Source organism: Clostridium gallinarum, from assembly GCF_014836325.1.
Lineage (GTDB): Bacteria > Bacillota > Clostridia > Clostridiales > Clostridiaceae > Clostridium > Clostridium gallinarum.
Window position 1 is genome coordinate 1 of record NZ_JACSQZ010000015.1, and the last position, 16,542, is coordinate 16,542.

Sequence of the window (16,542 nt, forward strand, 5' to 3'; positions counted from 1 at the left end):
CTGATTAGAGTTTACTTATAAAAGTAATAATATTCGTATTAGCTTTTATAATTTTATTATACGAGGAAAGTATAAAAAAGTTATGACCTATTACTAACTATTTATACTTTCCTTCCTTCAGTTTGCAAAGAGATAAACATTGTATGACGGCGACTTGGAACGCATGCGACGGAGCAAGGAATATAATGTTTATCTCTTATTTTATTATGATTAAATTGTATAAATAATGTATTAAAGTAGTATTTTTTATGGTATAATGTAAAAATATTGATTTACAAGAAAAAAGTAAATATAATAATTAATGAAAATTTTGGTTTAACAATATATTATAGGATTTGGGGGAGATTAAAATAAAGTTTAAACACCTGATATCGATGATAATAATTGTATTAATTTTAAATATGCTCTCAATAAATGTATATTCTATGAATACAGAGTCAAAAGATGTAATTAAGATTGGAGTGTATGAATACGAGCCTTACATATATGTTGAGGAAAATGGCACAATTAAAGGATATTATGATGATCTTTTGAAGCTATTACGTAAAAAATATGATTTTGAATATGAATATGTTTTATGCAATATTTCTGATGGATTAGAAATGCTAGAAGATGGTGATATAGATATTATGCTAGGATTACCTATTAGTATTATGGAAAGTAGAGACATAATATTCAATAAAAAAAGCATTTCTCAAGAGGAATTTGGTATTTTTAGTAAAACAAATATTAGTGTAAGTGATTTTGAATCAAATAATGAGTTAAGACTTGGATTAGTTGAAGATGACCATAATGCAGAATGGATTTTAAAATTCTTTGAAGCAAATAATATTAAGATGGAAATTGTATACGATAAGAATTATAAAATATTAGAGCAACTAATGAAAGATGATAAAATTGATTTAATGGTAGATAATGCATATAAAAAAAGTAAGTATGAAATGATATATAAATTTGCAGGTGAGCAAATCTATATAGGCGGTAATAAAGGTAGTGCAGATATTTTAGATAATATTGATGAGGCTATTAAAGAATATAAAGAGCAAAAGTATAATCCAATTGAAACAATTCAAGCTAAATACTTTAACGAGGATTATAATAAAAAATTAATTGAAAAAATAATTACCATTATAATATTGATTGTATTATCTTTAGTTGTAAGTATAGTCTTAATAATTCCGCAAATAAGGAAGAGAAAAATAAGAAATAAAATTAAGTATAGAATGAAAAATGATAATTACTTAATACAATATCAGCCTATTTATAATCCTAGAAATAGGGAAATAGCTGGCTTTGAAGGTTTACTAAGGCTTATAGATTCAGATAATAAAATTATTCCTCCTTATAAATTTATACCTGAAATTGAAGAAAATGATATGCTATTTGATATTTCTCTTTGGATTCTTAAAAAGGTGATTAAAGATTATGATGAAATTAAGAATTATAAATGTGTTAAGGGGAAGAGATTTTATATATCACTTAACTTATCTTTAAATGAAATAGAAAATGATGTTTTTATAAAAAAAGCAATTCAAATATTACATAAATCTAATTTAGGCCCTAATCAGATTTGTTTAGAAGTAATTGAAAGAGTTAAAATGAATGACTTAGAGAAGATAAATAAAAATATAAATCTTTTAAAGAAAGCAGGATTTAAAATTGCAATAGATGATTTTGGAGTAGAATATTCAAACTTAGATGTACTTCAAAAACTAGATATTGATATTATAAAGATAGATAAGAACTTTGTTGATGGAATTGGTAAGGATATAATTAGAAATGAAATTGTATTATTTATATCCAAAATAGCAAGAGCTGCAAATAAAAAGGTTATATTAGAAGGCGTTGAAGAAAAAGAACAAGATATTGCAATTAAGAAAATAGAAAATAATTTATTATATGTACAAGGCTATTACTACAATAAACCAATGTATCTAGAAGATATAAAGGCTCTTTAATTTATAATATATAATATTTAAAATAAATTAGAGCAAAATGGAGATTGAGAGTGAGTTATAGAATAATGAAATGTTTAAAAAAAGTAAAAAATATTCTTTTGATATTAGGTATTATACATATATGTTTAAGTATGAAAATTAGTTATGTAAATGCCGAAACTAATAATAAGATTAAAGTTGGATATTCAATTGTTCCTGGATTCACAGAAGTTAACGATGGTATTTATAGTGGATTTTCTTTTGAATACTTAAGGGAAATTAGTAAATATACTGGGTGGGAATATGAATTTATTCAAATGAGTCTCAATGATGTTATTAATAAATTAAAAGACGGAGAGATAGATATTGCAGGTGGAATGTTTAAAAATGAGCAAACTATGGAATTATATGATTTTCCAGAGTACAGCACTGGTGCTACATATACTACTTTAGTTACTTTAAAGGATAATAATAGTATAGATATTTCGAATATTGAAACCTTAGATGGAATTAAAGTAGGGTACTTTGAAACAGCAAAAGTAAAACTTGAAAAATTCAATGAGTTTTGCAAAGCTAGTGGTATTGAAAATGTAAATCTTATTCCTTATCCCTATGGTGATGATACTGAAATTAAAGAAGCATTAAAGAGCGGCGAAATAGATGCTATTATTACTGGAGATTTATTAAATAATGATGAAGAAAAAGTTATTGCTAGATTTGGAGCAGTACCATATTATTTTGCAACAACAAAAGAAAATACAGAAATAATATCTGATTTAAATAAAGCAATTTTTAAAATAAAAGAAAAAAATCCAGATTATGAACAAATATTATATAATAAATATTTTGAAATTTTTAACAGTAAAATAGTAAGCTTAAATAAAGAAGAAAAAGAATATATCAATAGTCTAGGTGTATTAAAGGCAATTTATGTTGATAATAATATACCAGTTCAATATTACAATACTAAAACTAATGAAGCAGATGGTATTTTTATTGATTTAGTAAGATTAATTATGGAAAGAGCAGGTATTAAAGTTGAATTTATAGAGGCTTATACTTATGAAGAAGCTTACAAAATGATTGAAGATAAAAAAGCTGATTTAATAGTAGCTGTACCAGATACATATTCAATTGAAAATGGAAAAGAATTGTTTATTACACAATCATACATGAATACAGATATAGTTAGAGTAAAGAATAAAAATATTAAATTAGATAAAGAAATAACTGCTGTAGTAAAAGGGTATGGGTATCCTGAGCTAATTGATGAAGGTGAAATTAAATATTATGAAAATTTAGAAGAGGCTTTAAAGGCAATAGAAAAAGGAGAAGCAACAATAACTAGTTATAATAACTATTCTGTATCAAATTATATTTCTACGAATTATTATTCTAATTTAGTTGTTTTATATCGAGAAGATAACGTTGGTGCATCAATAGGATTTGCAAAGCCAATAGATAAAGAATTAATTAATATTATTAATAAATCAATTAATACTCTATCAAAAGATGAAATTAGTAGTATTATTTATGAGAATACTTCTAATATTCATCATAAAGTTACAGTAAAGCAAATAATTATTGAAAATACTGCATTACTTACAGTAATAGGAGTAATTATAATAATAGCAATTTCTATGATAATTTTACGTAGAGTTAGGAAACTGAATGAAGACAAGAAATTACTATTAAAGAAATCACAAATAGATGTTTTAACAGGTGCTTATAATCGTGAAGCAGGAGAAACATTAATAAAGGAATATTTAAATACAAAAAGTTTAAATTTATATTATGCTTTTATAATAATTGATATAGATTATTTTAAGAAAGTAAATGATAGATTAGGACATCATATTGGTGATGATGTATTAAAAGAATTTACATTAATATTAATGAAGAAATTTACTAAAGAAAATATTATTTGTCGTCTAGGTGGAGATGAATTTATAGTTTTTGTAAAAGATATTCAAGAAAATAACATTAATATGATTAGCCAAAAGTTAAATGTATTATGTACAAAAATGAAAAAAAATATAGAGTATAATAATATTAAACAAGAAATATCTTTAAGCATTGGCTGTGTTATAAGTAATAAGAATAGTGATTTTAAGGAATTGTACAAGCAAGCTGATGAAATGCTTTATAAAGTAAAAAATAACGGTAAAAACGGATATGAAATAAAAAATTATAATTAATAAAAAAACATAATAAATTTAGATAATTAGTTATAGAGATAAGTATTAGATTTTAAAGAATATAATACTTATCTCTTATTATTTTTAACAAATTTAAATTAGTAAATGTTTTCTAGTGTAAATTTATAAAATATATATTTAATTATTGACTAGTTAGTACAAAAATAGTATAACTATAACATACTGATTATTGACTAGTCAGTACAAAAAACTAAATAGAAGGTGATTTTATGAATTTCCTAAGAATTGCAAAGGAAGATATTAAAAGCATTCTAAAGAATAGGTTTATACGAGTGTCAATAATTGCAATCATAGTAGTTCCTCTTTTATATTCATTATTATACTTGTATGCCTTTTGGGATCCCTATTCAAAATTAGAAGATATTCATTTAGCAGTAGTAAACAATGATGCTGGTACTGTTATGGATGGAGAAAAAGTAAACTATGGAAATGATATTGTAGATGAACTTAAGTCTAACAATGAAATTGGTTGGGAGTTTACTACGGAAGAAGAAGCAAATGAAGGTTTAGAAGGTGAAACCTATTATGCTAAAGTAGTTATTCCAGAGGATTTTTCATCTAATGTAATATCAGCTAAGGAAGGAAAACCACAAAAAGCAAAAATTGAGTTTATAACAAATGATAAGAAAAATTTCTTAGCATCTCAAATTAACTCAAAGGTGGAAGCTGAGCTTAAAGGAAAATTAAATTCTAGCATTTCAAGCAATTATATTGAAGTAGCCTTTGATAGTTTATATGAAGCTAAGGATGGATTAGTACAAGCAGCTGATGGAAGTAAACAAATTAATGATGGATTAGCTACCTTAAATGATAAGGTTCCAGAATTAGCTGAGGGTGCTAACAAATTAGGAGATGGTGCATCTCAATTATTAGATGGACAAGTAGCCTTAAATAATGGTATAAGTCAAGTTTCTGATGGTTCAAAAGCTTTAAATGAAGGTCTTGGACAGTTATATTCAAAGGTTCCAAGCTTAAGTACTGGAGTAAATGAATTAACAAAAGGAACTTCAGATTTACAAAGTGGAATTTCTACAGCAAATTCAGGATCAAAACAAATTGCTGATGGAAGTAAAAAATTATATGATGCATATAATTCAACTATTTATCCTTCGGTAGAAAAGTTAAGTGAAGGTTCAAACCAATTAAATAGTGCATTAAGTGCAGGTAGTGAAAGTATAGCACAACTAAATTCTGGTGCTAATTTAGTATCACAAAGTTCAGATGCAATATCTGCAGGATATAATGATATTTACAATGGAATTAACACTTTAGTTTCAGGAGTATCAACTTCAGCTGAAGCAAATGGTAAGGTTATGGCATTACTAAGTCAAGCAGCTAGTACAACTGATATTGATACAAAGAATACATTAATTAATCAAGCATTACAAATAGCTCAAGCAGTTAATGAAAAAGCTCAAAATAGTTCTGCAGATGTAATAAAATTAGTACAAGGAAATAGTTATTTTAAAGAAAAGCTTAATGAATATACAGAAGGTTCTAAGCAAGTAGCAAATGGAACAACTTCATTGATTTCTAGTGTTTCTGAAGTACAAAATGGAGTTAGTGCATTAAATTTAGGATTAAATCAATTAAAAGAAGGATTAAATCCTAATACAAGCGAATTTGGACTTGGATTAAAAGCAATTTCAGATAGTACTGCTAATTTAAGCACAGGATTAAGTGCTATAAATGAAGGTGCTGGAAAGTTAAATGCAGGAGCAAAGGAATTGAATTCTAATATTCCAACATTATCAGCAGGAATAACTGAACTTTATAATGGTTCAAGTACATTAGCAAATGGTACTACTGAATTAGCAAGTGGTTCAAATAAATTAGTAAATGGACAACAAGAATTAAGTTCAGGTATAACTCAGTTAACTTCAGCAGTTCCTACATTAACAGATGGTGTTAATAAGCTTTATGATGGTAGCAAGGAACTAAGCACTAAATTAGAAGAAGGTGCTAATAAATTAAAAGATGGACTAGTTAATAGTGCATCTGATATGGGAGAATTTGCATCACAAGCTATAGATATGAATTTAGAAGCAATAAATGCTATTCCTAACTATGGTACAGGTTTTGCACCATACTTTATGCCATTATCATTATGGATAGGTGCAATAATGATGTTCTTCGTAATTCCTTCTAAAGTAAAGGATGAAGAAAATTTATCTAAATTTGATAAAGTAGTTGGAAAATATTTATCATATTCATTTGTAGGGATTTTACAAGCAATATTAGTAAGTGTAGTAGTACTTATGCTAGGTTTAAAACCAACAAATATGGTATTATATTTTGCAACTAATATCTTCTTATCGCTAGTATTCGTTGCAATAGTTCAATGTTTAATTTCTCTATTTGGAGATGCAGGAAGACTACTTGCAATAATATTATTAATACTTCAACTTACAGCTTGTGCAGGTACATTCCCATTAGAAGTAGTACCTAAATTCTTTAAGGTATTAAATCCATTTATGCCTTTCACATATGCAGTACAAGCACTAAGAGAAGTTGTATCAGCAGATATAATAAACTACAGCATAATAGGACAAGATTTCCTAATACTAGGAATAGTGCTAATAGCATTTTTAACAATTTCAGTTCTATTAAAAAACTTTGGAGAAAAACTAACTTCGTCTATTGAAGGAAGAAAAGAAACTCTAAACAATTGATAATTGATAATGCATAACAAAATAATTGATAATTGATAATGCATAATGCATAATTAAGGATGTTTTGCACAGCAAAACTGAAAATAAAACAATAAAGGACTGCCAAAGGCAGTCCTTTACTAATTTCCAAAACTCCGAAGGAGTTTTTTCCTAAATTCTACATTTTTCATTTTTAATTTTTCATTCTTCATCTACTTTGGTTAAACAAATAAATCCTAAAACAAATAGAATTATTAAGCTTAAAATTCCGTTTCTAGTTTGTCCAGTTGCTTGAGTAATTATAGCTACAAGAAGTGGACCGATAATAGCTGCAAATTTTCCGAAGATATTATAAAAACCAAAGAATTCATTTGCATGTTCTTTAGGAACCATTTTACCAAAGAATGATCTTGAAATAGCTTGAATACCTCCTTGAGCAGAGCCAACAGCCATAGCTAAAATCAAAAAATCAACTGCAGTTTTTATGAAATATCCATAAACACAAATTATAGTGTAAGTAGCAATTCCTATATAAAGTAGTTTTTTACCACCAAGTTTTTCTGAGAGTTTACCATATAAAATCGTAAATGGAAAAGCTACAAATTGAGTTAATAATAAAATAATAAGTAGTGCTATCATAGAAATTCCAAGATCAGTTCCATAGGAAGTAGCCATACCAATTATAGTATCAACACCATCAATATAAAAGAAGTAAGCAAATAAAAATAGAAATATATTTTTATGATTCTTAATTTCTTTTAAAGTCAAAAATAATCTTTTAAAAGACTTTTGAACTGGATTTGATTCAGGTTCAACATAATATATTTGATTAACATTTTTAAGAAGTGGAATAGTAAATATTAGCCACCAAATAGATGTAATTAAAAATGTTAGTTTACATGCCATAGGAAGAGATATAGGTAATATATTCTTTTGAGAAAGTAGAACAATTACTATAGAAATCATAAATGGAATAGTGCTTCCTATATATCCAAGAGCAAATCCATAAGATGAAACCTTGTCCATTCTCTCCTTAGAAGATACATCAACTAAAAAAGCATCATAAAAAATATTAGTACCAGAGAATCCAACTAAGGTAAATCCATAACAAAATAATAGTAAAATAGGATTATTTTCTGGAATAAACGCAAGTAAAGTAGTAAATAAAACACCTATTGTAAAGAAGAATTTAAAAAATTTCTTTTTATTTCCCTTATAATCAGCTATAGTTCCAAGGATTGGAGCAAGTAATGATACAACCATAGTAGATAAGGAAATTGTATATCCCCAAAGAGCTGTAGAGTTAGAGGAAGACATTCCTCCAGCTTCAGCAACTGATTTAAAATATATAGGTAATACAGTAGACGTAATTGTCATTGAATAAGCAGAATTTGCCCAATCATAAAGAGCCCAACTTTTTTCTTGTTTATTTAAACCTTTCATATTTCACCTCTTATTTTTAATATATAAATTCAGCTTGCTGAATTTTTTCCATTAGTATTGTTACTGACCAATTTAGAGTGTTTTACATAATTATATATATTGTTAGGAAGTCGACTTGGAGCCTGCGACGGAGACTGAGAACAATATATATAATTATGATAAGCTATAAATCTAGAAGTGTATCTTCAGCCACACCATCAGTATTTCCAAGATTAACACCTAAAAGTTTAGCAAGGGTAGGGCCATGGTTAATAAGACTTCCACCATCTATTTTAACTCCCTTTTTAATTCCTTTTCCGCAAGCTATAAAGAAGGTAGTATAATTAGCTTTTTTAGGATGATAACCATGAGTTGCCTTAGTTCTGTGAGAAACTTTTCCAATCTCATCTTCTTTAATTTTTTCAACTATATCTCCAATAGCTTCATCAACAAAATAGTAGTTTAAATTAGCTTCCACCATAAAAGTACAATTAGGATCAGCACCAAAATCTTCAGCTTCCTTTGAATTTAAAATAAACTCAATAGGTGAATTAGGATTATCTATAAGTTTTTCTAATATATCATGAACCTTATTATAAGTTTCAGTATCATTTTTATCCTTTAAATAAATATAAGAAGAACCATCACAGGTTTTGGCAACTGCCTTATAGGATTTAATAATTCCATTATCATTTACTTTAAGTAATCCATTTTCTCTAAATAAAGAGTTAAGTCTAATTAAATATTCACCATCTAAAGCACTATGATCGCCTAAAGCTACTATAGTACTATCTTCAAATATGCTATTTTCTTTTAAAGTTTTAATTATTTCTCCTAATCTTTCATTATGTCTTAATAGAGCATCATTTGCTTCTTTGCTATCATAGCCATGATTATGTCTATTAGTATCCACATCAGTGTAATGAATAAGTAATAAATTAGGTTTATATTTAGAAATAGTGTATTTTACAGATTCATGTACAAAGTTATCTAAAGCAGGTTGAGATAAGCCATTTCTTAAATGACCAAATCTTTTATTTAAATCTAATTGATATTTTACGCTTCCAGATAGTGCAGACATAACTATTTGATTTTGCCAAGGTTTTGGAGCAAAAATTTCAGTTAAATTGTAATTAATTTTACTACGGCCAGTAACTGGCCATAATAAGGCTGCTGTGGTTAATCCCTTTTCAGATGCTAAATCATATAATGTATTAGTTTTTATATACTTTCTATACCAATACCAATTAGGGTTTACATCAGAAAATTTATTCAAAGTATTGTTTATTATTCCATGATTTTTAGGATACATTCCTGTCATGATTGTAGCATGAGCTGGATATGTTAAAGTTGGATAGACACTTTCTACATTTGTAAGTAAACTTCCATTATCTATTAAGTATTTAAAGTTATCTAATTCTTTGAGTTTTTCAATATCATGTGATGAAACAGCATCAAATGATATGATAATCAAATATTTTGGTTTCATTAATATCACATCTTTCTTTAAACATAGTTATATTTTAATTATACATAAGAATGCCATAATTTAGAATATAATGCAAGGTTATAAGACTGTTAAAAATTTTTTTAAATAATAAAATAAGAGATAAACACTATATTCCTTGCTTAGTATAATAAAAAAGGTGATGCAAGTATTTATGTTGCATCACCTTTTTATACATTTTATTAGTGATAATTTACAATTAAACTTTGAAGTATTAAAATATCATAGCAAGGTGACTTGGAGCGCATGCGACGGAACCTGGATATGATATTTTAATACTTTTAGTTTTTATAAATAAACTTTTCATCAAATTCATCTGAACTTATAGGTTTACTGTAGAAGTAACCTTGTCCATAATTACAACCAATTTCCTTTAAGAAGAGCTCATCTTCTTTACTTTCAACACCCTCCATAACTGTAGATAATGATAAATCTTTAGATAAATTAACTAAGTTCATAATAGTAGATTTATACTTATCATTATCAGAATTTTTTTGAAGGAACACTCTATCAAATTTAACTTCATCAATATTTAGACTAGAAAGTATATTTAATGAAGAATATCCACTACCAAAATCATCAAGAGATATTACAAAACCTAATTCTTTTAATTTGGATAATGTTTTATTTAAATCATCTATATTATCTGTTGCCAAGCTTTCAGTAAATTCTAAAACAATCATTTTCTTTGGTATATTATACTTATTTACAAAAGTAGATAAAGTATCTATATAGTCTGCTTGATAAAATAATAGTTTAGTTTGATTAACTGAAATAGGAATAGGTTTTTTTCCGTTATCAATCCATGAACGAATTTTTTGGAAGGCTTTTTCTAACATATATATATCTAATTTAGTACAAAATCCATTCTTCTCAAAAACAGGTATAAATTCATCTGGATATATAACACTTCCATCATCTTTAATCCATCTAACTAAAGCTTCTGCACTAGTAATTATATTGGTTTTAAAATCCATTTTAGGCTGTAAAAATAATTTAAACTCTTCATTTTCTAAAGCTGATAGCATATCCATTTCTATAGATTTATATAATAATTTAGCTTTATGCATATTCTCATCATATAGAACTATAGAACTTTCATATTCTTCTTCAATATGTTTTTGTGTAAATTCAGCTCTATAAATAAGAGTATTAAAAACTTCTAAAGCATTAGAATCATTAATAAAAGTTTCATCATGTATAGCAATTCCAGAATATAAACTTAAAGGATAATTCATATTAATTTTATTATTTATATATTCAATTATATCATTAACAATTTTTGAAACACGATTTAATAGCTCATCTTTATTTGTTGCATGAAGTAATAAATAAAATTGATCAGCATTATAACGACAATAAACTTCATCTGAATGAATAGATTTATTTAATACTTCTGAGATATAAATTAATAATAAATCTGCATTTTCAGTACCTAATATTGTATTTATAAATTGAAAATGTCTTATATTTAAAGTAACAAAACTATATTGCTTATCATTTAAAGACAACAATTCAACAGCAGAAGAAGAAAATTTTTCGAAATTATATGCTCCAGTTAATTTATCACTATAAGCAAGAAGCATTAATTCTTTATTATTATTCTTAATATATAATAATATAGAAGCTAATAATATAAGAATAGTAATAACTATTAAAGCAGTAAATAAATTTATAGAATCAAGGAGCTTAGATACAGGCTTATCAAATACCGCTAATTTATCTAAGTAAATTAAATACCAATTATTAAATTTTAAAGGAATAAAAAACAAATCATAATCTTTATTTTTATAGGACAAACTAGATTGAAAATATGCATTATTTTCAATATTGTTTTTTATGTTTAATTGTTCATTATCAGAAACATGATTAGAATCATAAATAGTACTTAATTTTGTATCTAATAAACTCTCCTTTGACCAACTAATAAATTCTCCATTAGAGTTAATCCAATCGATATTTAACTTTTTATTAAATATTGTAGGAGAATCCAGGATATTAAAAAATACATCTAAAAATCTAGAGGCACTAAGAACTCCAACAATTTCATTAGAAGAATTAAATATTGGTACTGAATAAGAAATAAAATAATCATTAAATTCATAATCAAAATAAACTTCAGATATTGTAGGAACTTTATTTGTATAACAATCTTGAATTAGATTTTTAAGTTCAATTCTTAAATCAGCAATATTTTTATTATAATGATCATTATTAGATGAGATAACACTCATATAATCATTAGATAATAAATAATAGCTAATCCTAACAAAATCTCCATTATTGGAATAATCCTTAAGAGAATTTACAAAATTATCAATATTTATAGAATCGTTATTATTTAAAAAGTATGATAATGATATTAATTTTTCAATATCAGAATTTAGTTGATTATCTATATTTAATTTATATTCATTCATTAAAGAATGAATATTATCAACATGAAATTGTTTGTTTATTTTTCTTAAAAGGTTTATAGATACAGAAGAAAAAATAAATAATGACATAATTATAATTAATATAAATAGAGTCATTTTAAAAAGTCGTTTTTTAACGTTTATTTCTTTTTTATTTAAGTTATTAATCATAAAATATCTCCATAAAATAAATATAATACAACGGTTTATATTATAGTATATCAAGTATAATTTGAGAAGTATTAAAGGGTAAAAAAAGTGTAAAATAGAGTATATATTTGGAGATGTTAAAATATTTTAAAATTAAAATATTTTAAAATTAAAGGAGTTGTTAAAAACAACTCCTAAATATAGATATAAAAATATAAGTTAATATAATTGATTTGTTTTACTATTTCTAATAGATGAGTTTTTGTTTAAATCACCATTATAAGCTGAAGTGGGGCTATTACTTGAATTTAATGGGATTGCAATGTTTTTATTTTTCATAGGAATAGTTCCATCTGTCCTATGTTTTTTATTATTAGATTTAGCCATATAAATCCCTCCTATAAAATTTAAATATCATCATCTAGGTCAAGTTCAGGTTGTTCAGTGTAATCAAATTCCATATAGGAAATATTGTTTACGACTATATCATCCTCGACAGTATTAGGTAACATACTTGATGGTCCTTCAGTTTTTCCATGACTTATCAAAGAATGAGCTTCAGGAGCATAACCTGTTCTTTCATCAGGTAAATAAACATTTTTCTTGTTTGTAATTTTAGCCATATAAATCCCTCCTTATAAAGTTATTATTTGAGGGAAACAAAATTTAATTCCTAGTATTATCTTCTAATAATTTTAAGAAATTGAATTTACAAAAAAATAAATATTGGTAAAATGAATAAAAGGATATATAATTATAATATAAGTATATATTTTTGCATGAGGGTTTATGTGAGGAGGAATATTATGTATCCAATTAGATTTGAAAATTTATATTATGAAAAAATATGGGGTGGAAGAGATTTTGAAGCCTTTAGAGATAATATGCCAGAAGGAAAAATTGGTGAAACTTGGGATATAGCTTGTCATAAAAATGGGACAGGTATAGTTGCAAATGGGGATTTTAAAGGAATTAATTTTAATGATTTAATAAAGAGATTTGGACATAATTTAGTTGGAGAAAAAGTAAGTTTGGAAAAATTTCCACTACTTATTAAGTTAATAAATTCAAAGGAAAAATTATCAGTCCAAGTTCATCCAGGGGATAAATATGCAGCAAAGTATGAAGGGGATTATGGAAAAACAGAAGCTTGGTATGTTATTGATGCAAAACCAGGAGCTTCTTTAATAGTAGGAACTAAAAATTGTACTAAGAAAGAATTTGAAGAATCAATTAAGAATAATACTGTTGAAAATTTGTTAAATAAGATAGAAGTAAAAAAAGGTGATTGTTTCTTAATTAATAGTGGTTTAGTACATGCTATTTGTGAAGGGGTAATAATTGCAGAAATACAGCAAAATAGTGATGTAACATATAGAGTTTATGATTATGGAAGACCAAGAGAAATTCATATAAAGAAAGCATTAGATGTTATAAATTTTGATTTACAATGTGAGAATTTAAGTCAAAAGAAAGAAAAACAATATGAAGGATATTCTAATAGTATCCTTTGTAAAAATGAGTATTTTGGTATAGAAAAAATATCTATAACAAAAGAATATAATGATTTAAGTAATATTGAGAAGTTTGATATGTATACCTGTGTTGAGGGACAAGGAACTATTGAAGGGGATAATTTTAAAGAAGTTATTAAGAGGGGAGATAGTTTCTTAATACCTGCAACTTTGGGAGAATATACTATAAAGGGACACTTAAAAGTTTTAAAGAGCTATCCAACCGTTTAAATGAATATAATGTTTATCTCTTATTTTACATTATGTAAGGAGCTTTTATTGTAGATATATATATTATATATTATAATATATATATCTAATTAAAAATGAAAGGATAATATACATGACTAAATATGAAGAAATAGCTGCTTGTATAAAACAAAAGATAGCAGATGGAGAATATAAAGGAAATGATCAGTTACCTTTTGAAAAAGATCTATGTGAAATGTTTTCGGCTAGTAAAATGACTGTTAAAAAAGCGTTAGACTCTTTAGTATCAGAAGGATTAATAGTAAAGAGAAGAGGTTCAGGAACCTTTGTAAAGGATATTTCAAAAAATCAAATAGAGGATTTAGTTATAAAAAATCAATTTGCAGGATTAACACATACAATGGCAGGCCATAACATAAAAAGTAAGCTATTAGATTTTAAAATTATAAATGCAGATAAATTAATTGCAGAAAATCTTAAAATAAATAAAGATGATTTTGTTTGTTTTATACATAGAGTAAGATATGTAGATGAGAAAGCAACAGTAATTGAGAAAACATATATGCCTTTATACCTATTTCCAACAATAAAAAAATCTGATGCAGAAGGATCTATATATAGTTATATTGAAGAAGATTTAAAATATAAAATTCAAAGTTCTCATTCTACGGTAAGAGCAAGAAAACCTGAAAGTTTAGATATGGAATATTTAGGACTTCAAAGTGATGAACCAGTATTAGAAGTTGAAAGAATAGGTTATTTAGATAATGGAAAAGTATATGAATATTCTTTTTCAAGACATAGATATGATAGTCATGAATTTAAAGCTATAATTATTAGATAATTATAGCTTTTTTTATTTTTGGGAAATTATAAAAGGATTACTATATTTAAAATTAATATATATTAATATGGTAAAAGTATAGACATATTTAATAGTGGTAGGTATAATTTAGGTATAAGGAATAGAGGAGGAAAAACAAATGAGCATAAATAATATTTTTCCAAAGAATTTTTGGTGGGGAGCAGCAACATCAGGACCACAAAGTGAAGGGGATTTTAATAAAAAAAATAAAAGCGTTTTTGACTACTGGTATGAAGTAGAGCCAGAAGCTTTTTTTGATAATGTAGGACCTAAAGTTGCATCAAATTTCTATAATTCTTATAAAGAAGATATAGCTATGATTAGTGAAATAGGATTAAATAGTTTAAGAACATCTATACAATGGACAAGATTAATAAAGGATTTTGAAACAGCAGAAGTTGATGAAGATGGTGTCAAATTTTATAATAATGTTATAGATGAAATTATAAAAAAAGGGATGATACCAATAATAAATTTACATCATTTCGATTTACCAGTAGAGCTATATGAAAAATACGGTGGTTGGGAATCTAAGCATGTTGTAGATTTATTTGTTAAGTTTGCTAAAGTAGCCTTTGATTTATATTCAGATAGAGTTAAGTATTGGACAACCTTTAATGAACCAATAGTAGTAGTAGAAGGTCAATATTTATATGAGTTCCATTATCCTAAAGTAGTAGATGGAAAGAAAGCTATGCAAGTGTTATACAATTTAAACTTAGCTTCAGCTAAAGCTATTAAAGCTTTTAGAGATGGTGGGTATAATAAGGATGATGGTAAAATAGGAATAATATTAAATTTAACTCCTGCATATCCAAGAGACAAAAATAATGAAGAGGATTTAAAGGCATCTAAAATAGCAGATGATTTCTTTAATAATTCATTCTTAGATCCTTCTGTAAAAGGAGAATTTCCAAAGAATCTTGTAAAGCTTTTAGAGGAAGAAAAAGTAATATGGGAATCTACAGAAGAGGAGTTAGAAATAATTAAAAATAATACCATAGACTTTTTAGGTGTTAATTATTATCAACCAAGAAGAGTAAAAGCAAAAGAATATGAATTTGACTATTCAAGAGGTTGGATGCCAGATAAATATTTTGATAATTATGAAATGCCAGGAAGAAGAATGAATCCATACAGAGGATGGGAAATATATCCTGAAGCTATTTATGATATAGCTATTAATGTAAGGGATAACTACAACAATATACCATGGTATATATCAGAAAATGGTATGGGAGTAGAAGGAGAAGAAAAATATATAAATTCTGAAGGATATATAGAAGATGATTATAGAATAGAATTTATAAAGGAACATTTGGTTAATTTACACAAAGCAATAGAAGAAGGTGCAAACTGTTTTGGATATCATATGTGGACACCTATTGATTGCTGGTCTTGGAGTAATGCTTATAAAAATAGATATGGATTTATAGCAGTAGATTTAAATACACAAAAGAAAACTATTAAAAAATCAGGTAAATGGATAAAAGAAGTTTCTAAAAATAATGGTTTTTAATTTGATATATGATTATAAAAGTATTTATTAATAAGGCTGTTACGCTAAAAAGTTAGTGTAACAGTTCTTTTTTTAGAAAAGTTAGAATTTTCAAAATGAAATATATATTTATATTGATAAAAGTATATATC

General features: G+C 25.9%; 11 protein-coding genes. 6 read left to right on the plus strand and 5 right to left on the minus strand.

The annotated features are described in order from the left end of the window. The first annotated feature begins 425 nt into the window (after window positions 1–425). The 3 genes from H9660_RS05930 (at window position 426) to H9660_RS05940 (ending at window position 6,828) form a co-directional block, all read left to right on the plus strand. A complete protein-coding gene (locus H9660_RS05930; protein ID WP_207729423.1) occupies window positions 426–1,958 on the plus strand; it encodes an EAL domain-containing protein in 1,533 nt (510 codons plus the stop codon). A 50-nt stretch (window positions 1,959–2,008) separates the two neighbouring features. Then, complete coding sequence (locus tag H9660_RS05935; protein WP_207729424.1) at window positions 2,009–4,135, plus strand: diguanylate cyclase; 2,127 nt, start codon at window positions 2,009–2,011, stop codon at window positions 4,133–4,135. 230 nt (window positions 4,136–4,365) lie between these two features. Continuing rightward, window positions 4,366–6,828: a YhgE/Pip domain-containing protein gene (locus H9660_RS05940; RefSeq protein ID WP_191749446.1), complete on the plus strand. Its 2,463-nt coding sequence runs from the start codon at window positions 4,366–4,368 to the stop codon at window positions 6,826–6,828. A 180-nt stretch (window positions 6,829–7,008) separates the two neighbouring features. On the opposite strand, the gene H9660_RS05945 is transcribed toward H9660_RS05940, so the two are convergent. From H9660_RS05945 to H9660_RS05965, 5 genes are all read right to left on the minus strand, one after another. Then, window positions 7,009–8,250: an MFS transporter gene (locus tag H9660_RS05945; RefSeq protein ID WP_191749447.1), complete on the minus strand. Its 1,242-nt coding sequence runs from the start codon at window positions 8,248–8,250 to the stop codon at window positions 7,009–7,011. Window positions 8,251–8,413: 163 nt separating this feature from the next. Beyond that, a complete protein-coding gene (locus H9660_RS05950) occupies window positions 8,414–9,718 on the minus strand; it encodes an alkaline phosphatase family protein (protein WP_191749448.1) in 1,305 nt (434 codons plus the stop codon). A gap of 299 nt (window positions 9,719–10,017) precedes the next feature. Then, window positions 10,018–12,324 carry a GGDEF domain-containing protein gene (locus H9660_RS05955; protein WP_191749449.1) on the minus strand — a complete coding sequence of 769 codons (2,307 nt, stop codon included), beginning with the start codon at window positions 12,322–12,324 and terminating at the stop codon, window positions 10,018–10,020. Between the two features lie 198 nt (window positions 12,325–12,522). Further along, a complete protein-coding gene (locus H9660_RS05960; protein ID WP_191749450.1) occupies window positions 12,523–12,690 on the minus strand; it encodes a hypothetical protein in 168 nt (55 codons plus the stop codon). Between the two features lie 20 nt (window positions 12,691–12,710). Further along, complete coding sequence (locus H9660_RS05965; protein ID WP_191749451.1) at window positions 12,711–12,926, minus strand: hypothetical protein; 216 nt, start codon at window positions 12,924–12,926, stop codon at window positions 12,711–12,713. Between the two features lie 183 nt (window positions 12,927–13,109). On the opposite strand from H9660_RS05965, the gene H9660_RS05970 reads away from it, so the two are divergent. The 3 genes from H9660_RS05970 to H9660_RS05980 all read left to right on the plus strand — a co-directional run bounded on the left by H9660_RS05970 (window position 13,110) and on the right by H9660_RS05980 (window position 16,411). Next, complete coding sequence (locus tag H9660_RS05970) at window positions 13,110–14,048, plus strand: type I phosphomannose isomerase catalytic subunit (protein WP_191749452.1); 939 nt, start codon at window positions 13,110–13,112, stop codon at window positions 14,046–14,048. A 112-nt stretch (window positions 14,049–14,160) separates the two neighbouring features. Further along, a complete protein-coding gene (locus H9660_RS05975) occupies window positions 14,161–14,871 on the plus strand; it encodes a GntR family transcriptional regulator (protein ID WP_191749453.1) in 711 nt (236 codons plus the stop codon). 139 nt (window positions 14,872–15,010) lie between these two features. Next, window positions 15,011–16,411, plus strand: coding sequence for a glycoside hydrolase family 1 protein (locus H9660_RS05980; protein ID WP_191749454.1), 1,401 nt, complete (start codon window positions 15,011–15,013; stop codon window positions 16,409–16,411). Window positions 16,412–16,542: the final 131 nt, after the last annotated feature.

Coding starts and splice junctions, on each gene's coding strand:
- H9660_RS05955 (WP_191749449.1), bottom strand. CDS start 12,324: ATGATTAATAACTTAAATAAAAAAGAAATAAACGTTAAAAAACGACTT.
- H9660_RS05940 (WP_191749446.1), top strand. CDS start 4,366: ATGAATTTCCTAAGAATTGCAAAGGAAGATATTAAAAGCATTCTAAAG.
- H9660_RS05975 (WP_191749453.1), top strand. CDS start 14,161: ATGACTAAATATGAAGAAATAGCTGCTTGTATAAAACAAAAGATAGCA.
- H9660_RS05930 (WP_207729423.1), top strand. CDS start 426: ATGAATACAGAGTCAAAAGATGTAATTAAGATTGGAGTGTATGAATAC.
- H9660_RS05970 (WP_191749452.1), top strand. CDS start 13,110: ATGTATCCAATTAGATTTGAAAATTTATATTATGAAAAAATATGGGGT.
- H9660_RS05950 (WP_191749448.1), bottom strand. CDS start 9,718: ATGAAACCAAAATATTTGATTATCATATCATTTGATGCTGTTTCATCA.
- H9660_RS05965 (WP_191749451.1), bottom strand. CDS start 12,926: ATGGCTAAAATTACAAACAAGAAAAATGTTTATTTACCTGATGAAAGA.
- H9660_RS05980 (WP_191749454.1), top strand. CDS start 15,011: ATGAGCATAAATAATATTTTTCCAAAGAATTTTTGGTGGGGAGCAGCA.
- H9660_RS05945 (WP_191749447.1), bottom strand. CDS start 8,250: ATGAAAGGTTTAAATAAACAAGAAAAAAGTTGGGCTCTTTATGATTGG.
- H9660_RS05960 (WP_191749450.1), bottom strand. CDS start 12,690: ATGGCTAAATCTAATAATAAAAAACATAGGACAGATGGAACTATTCCT.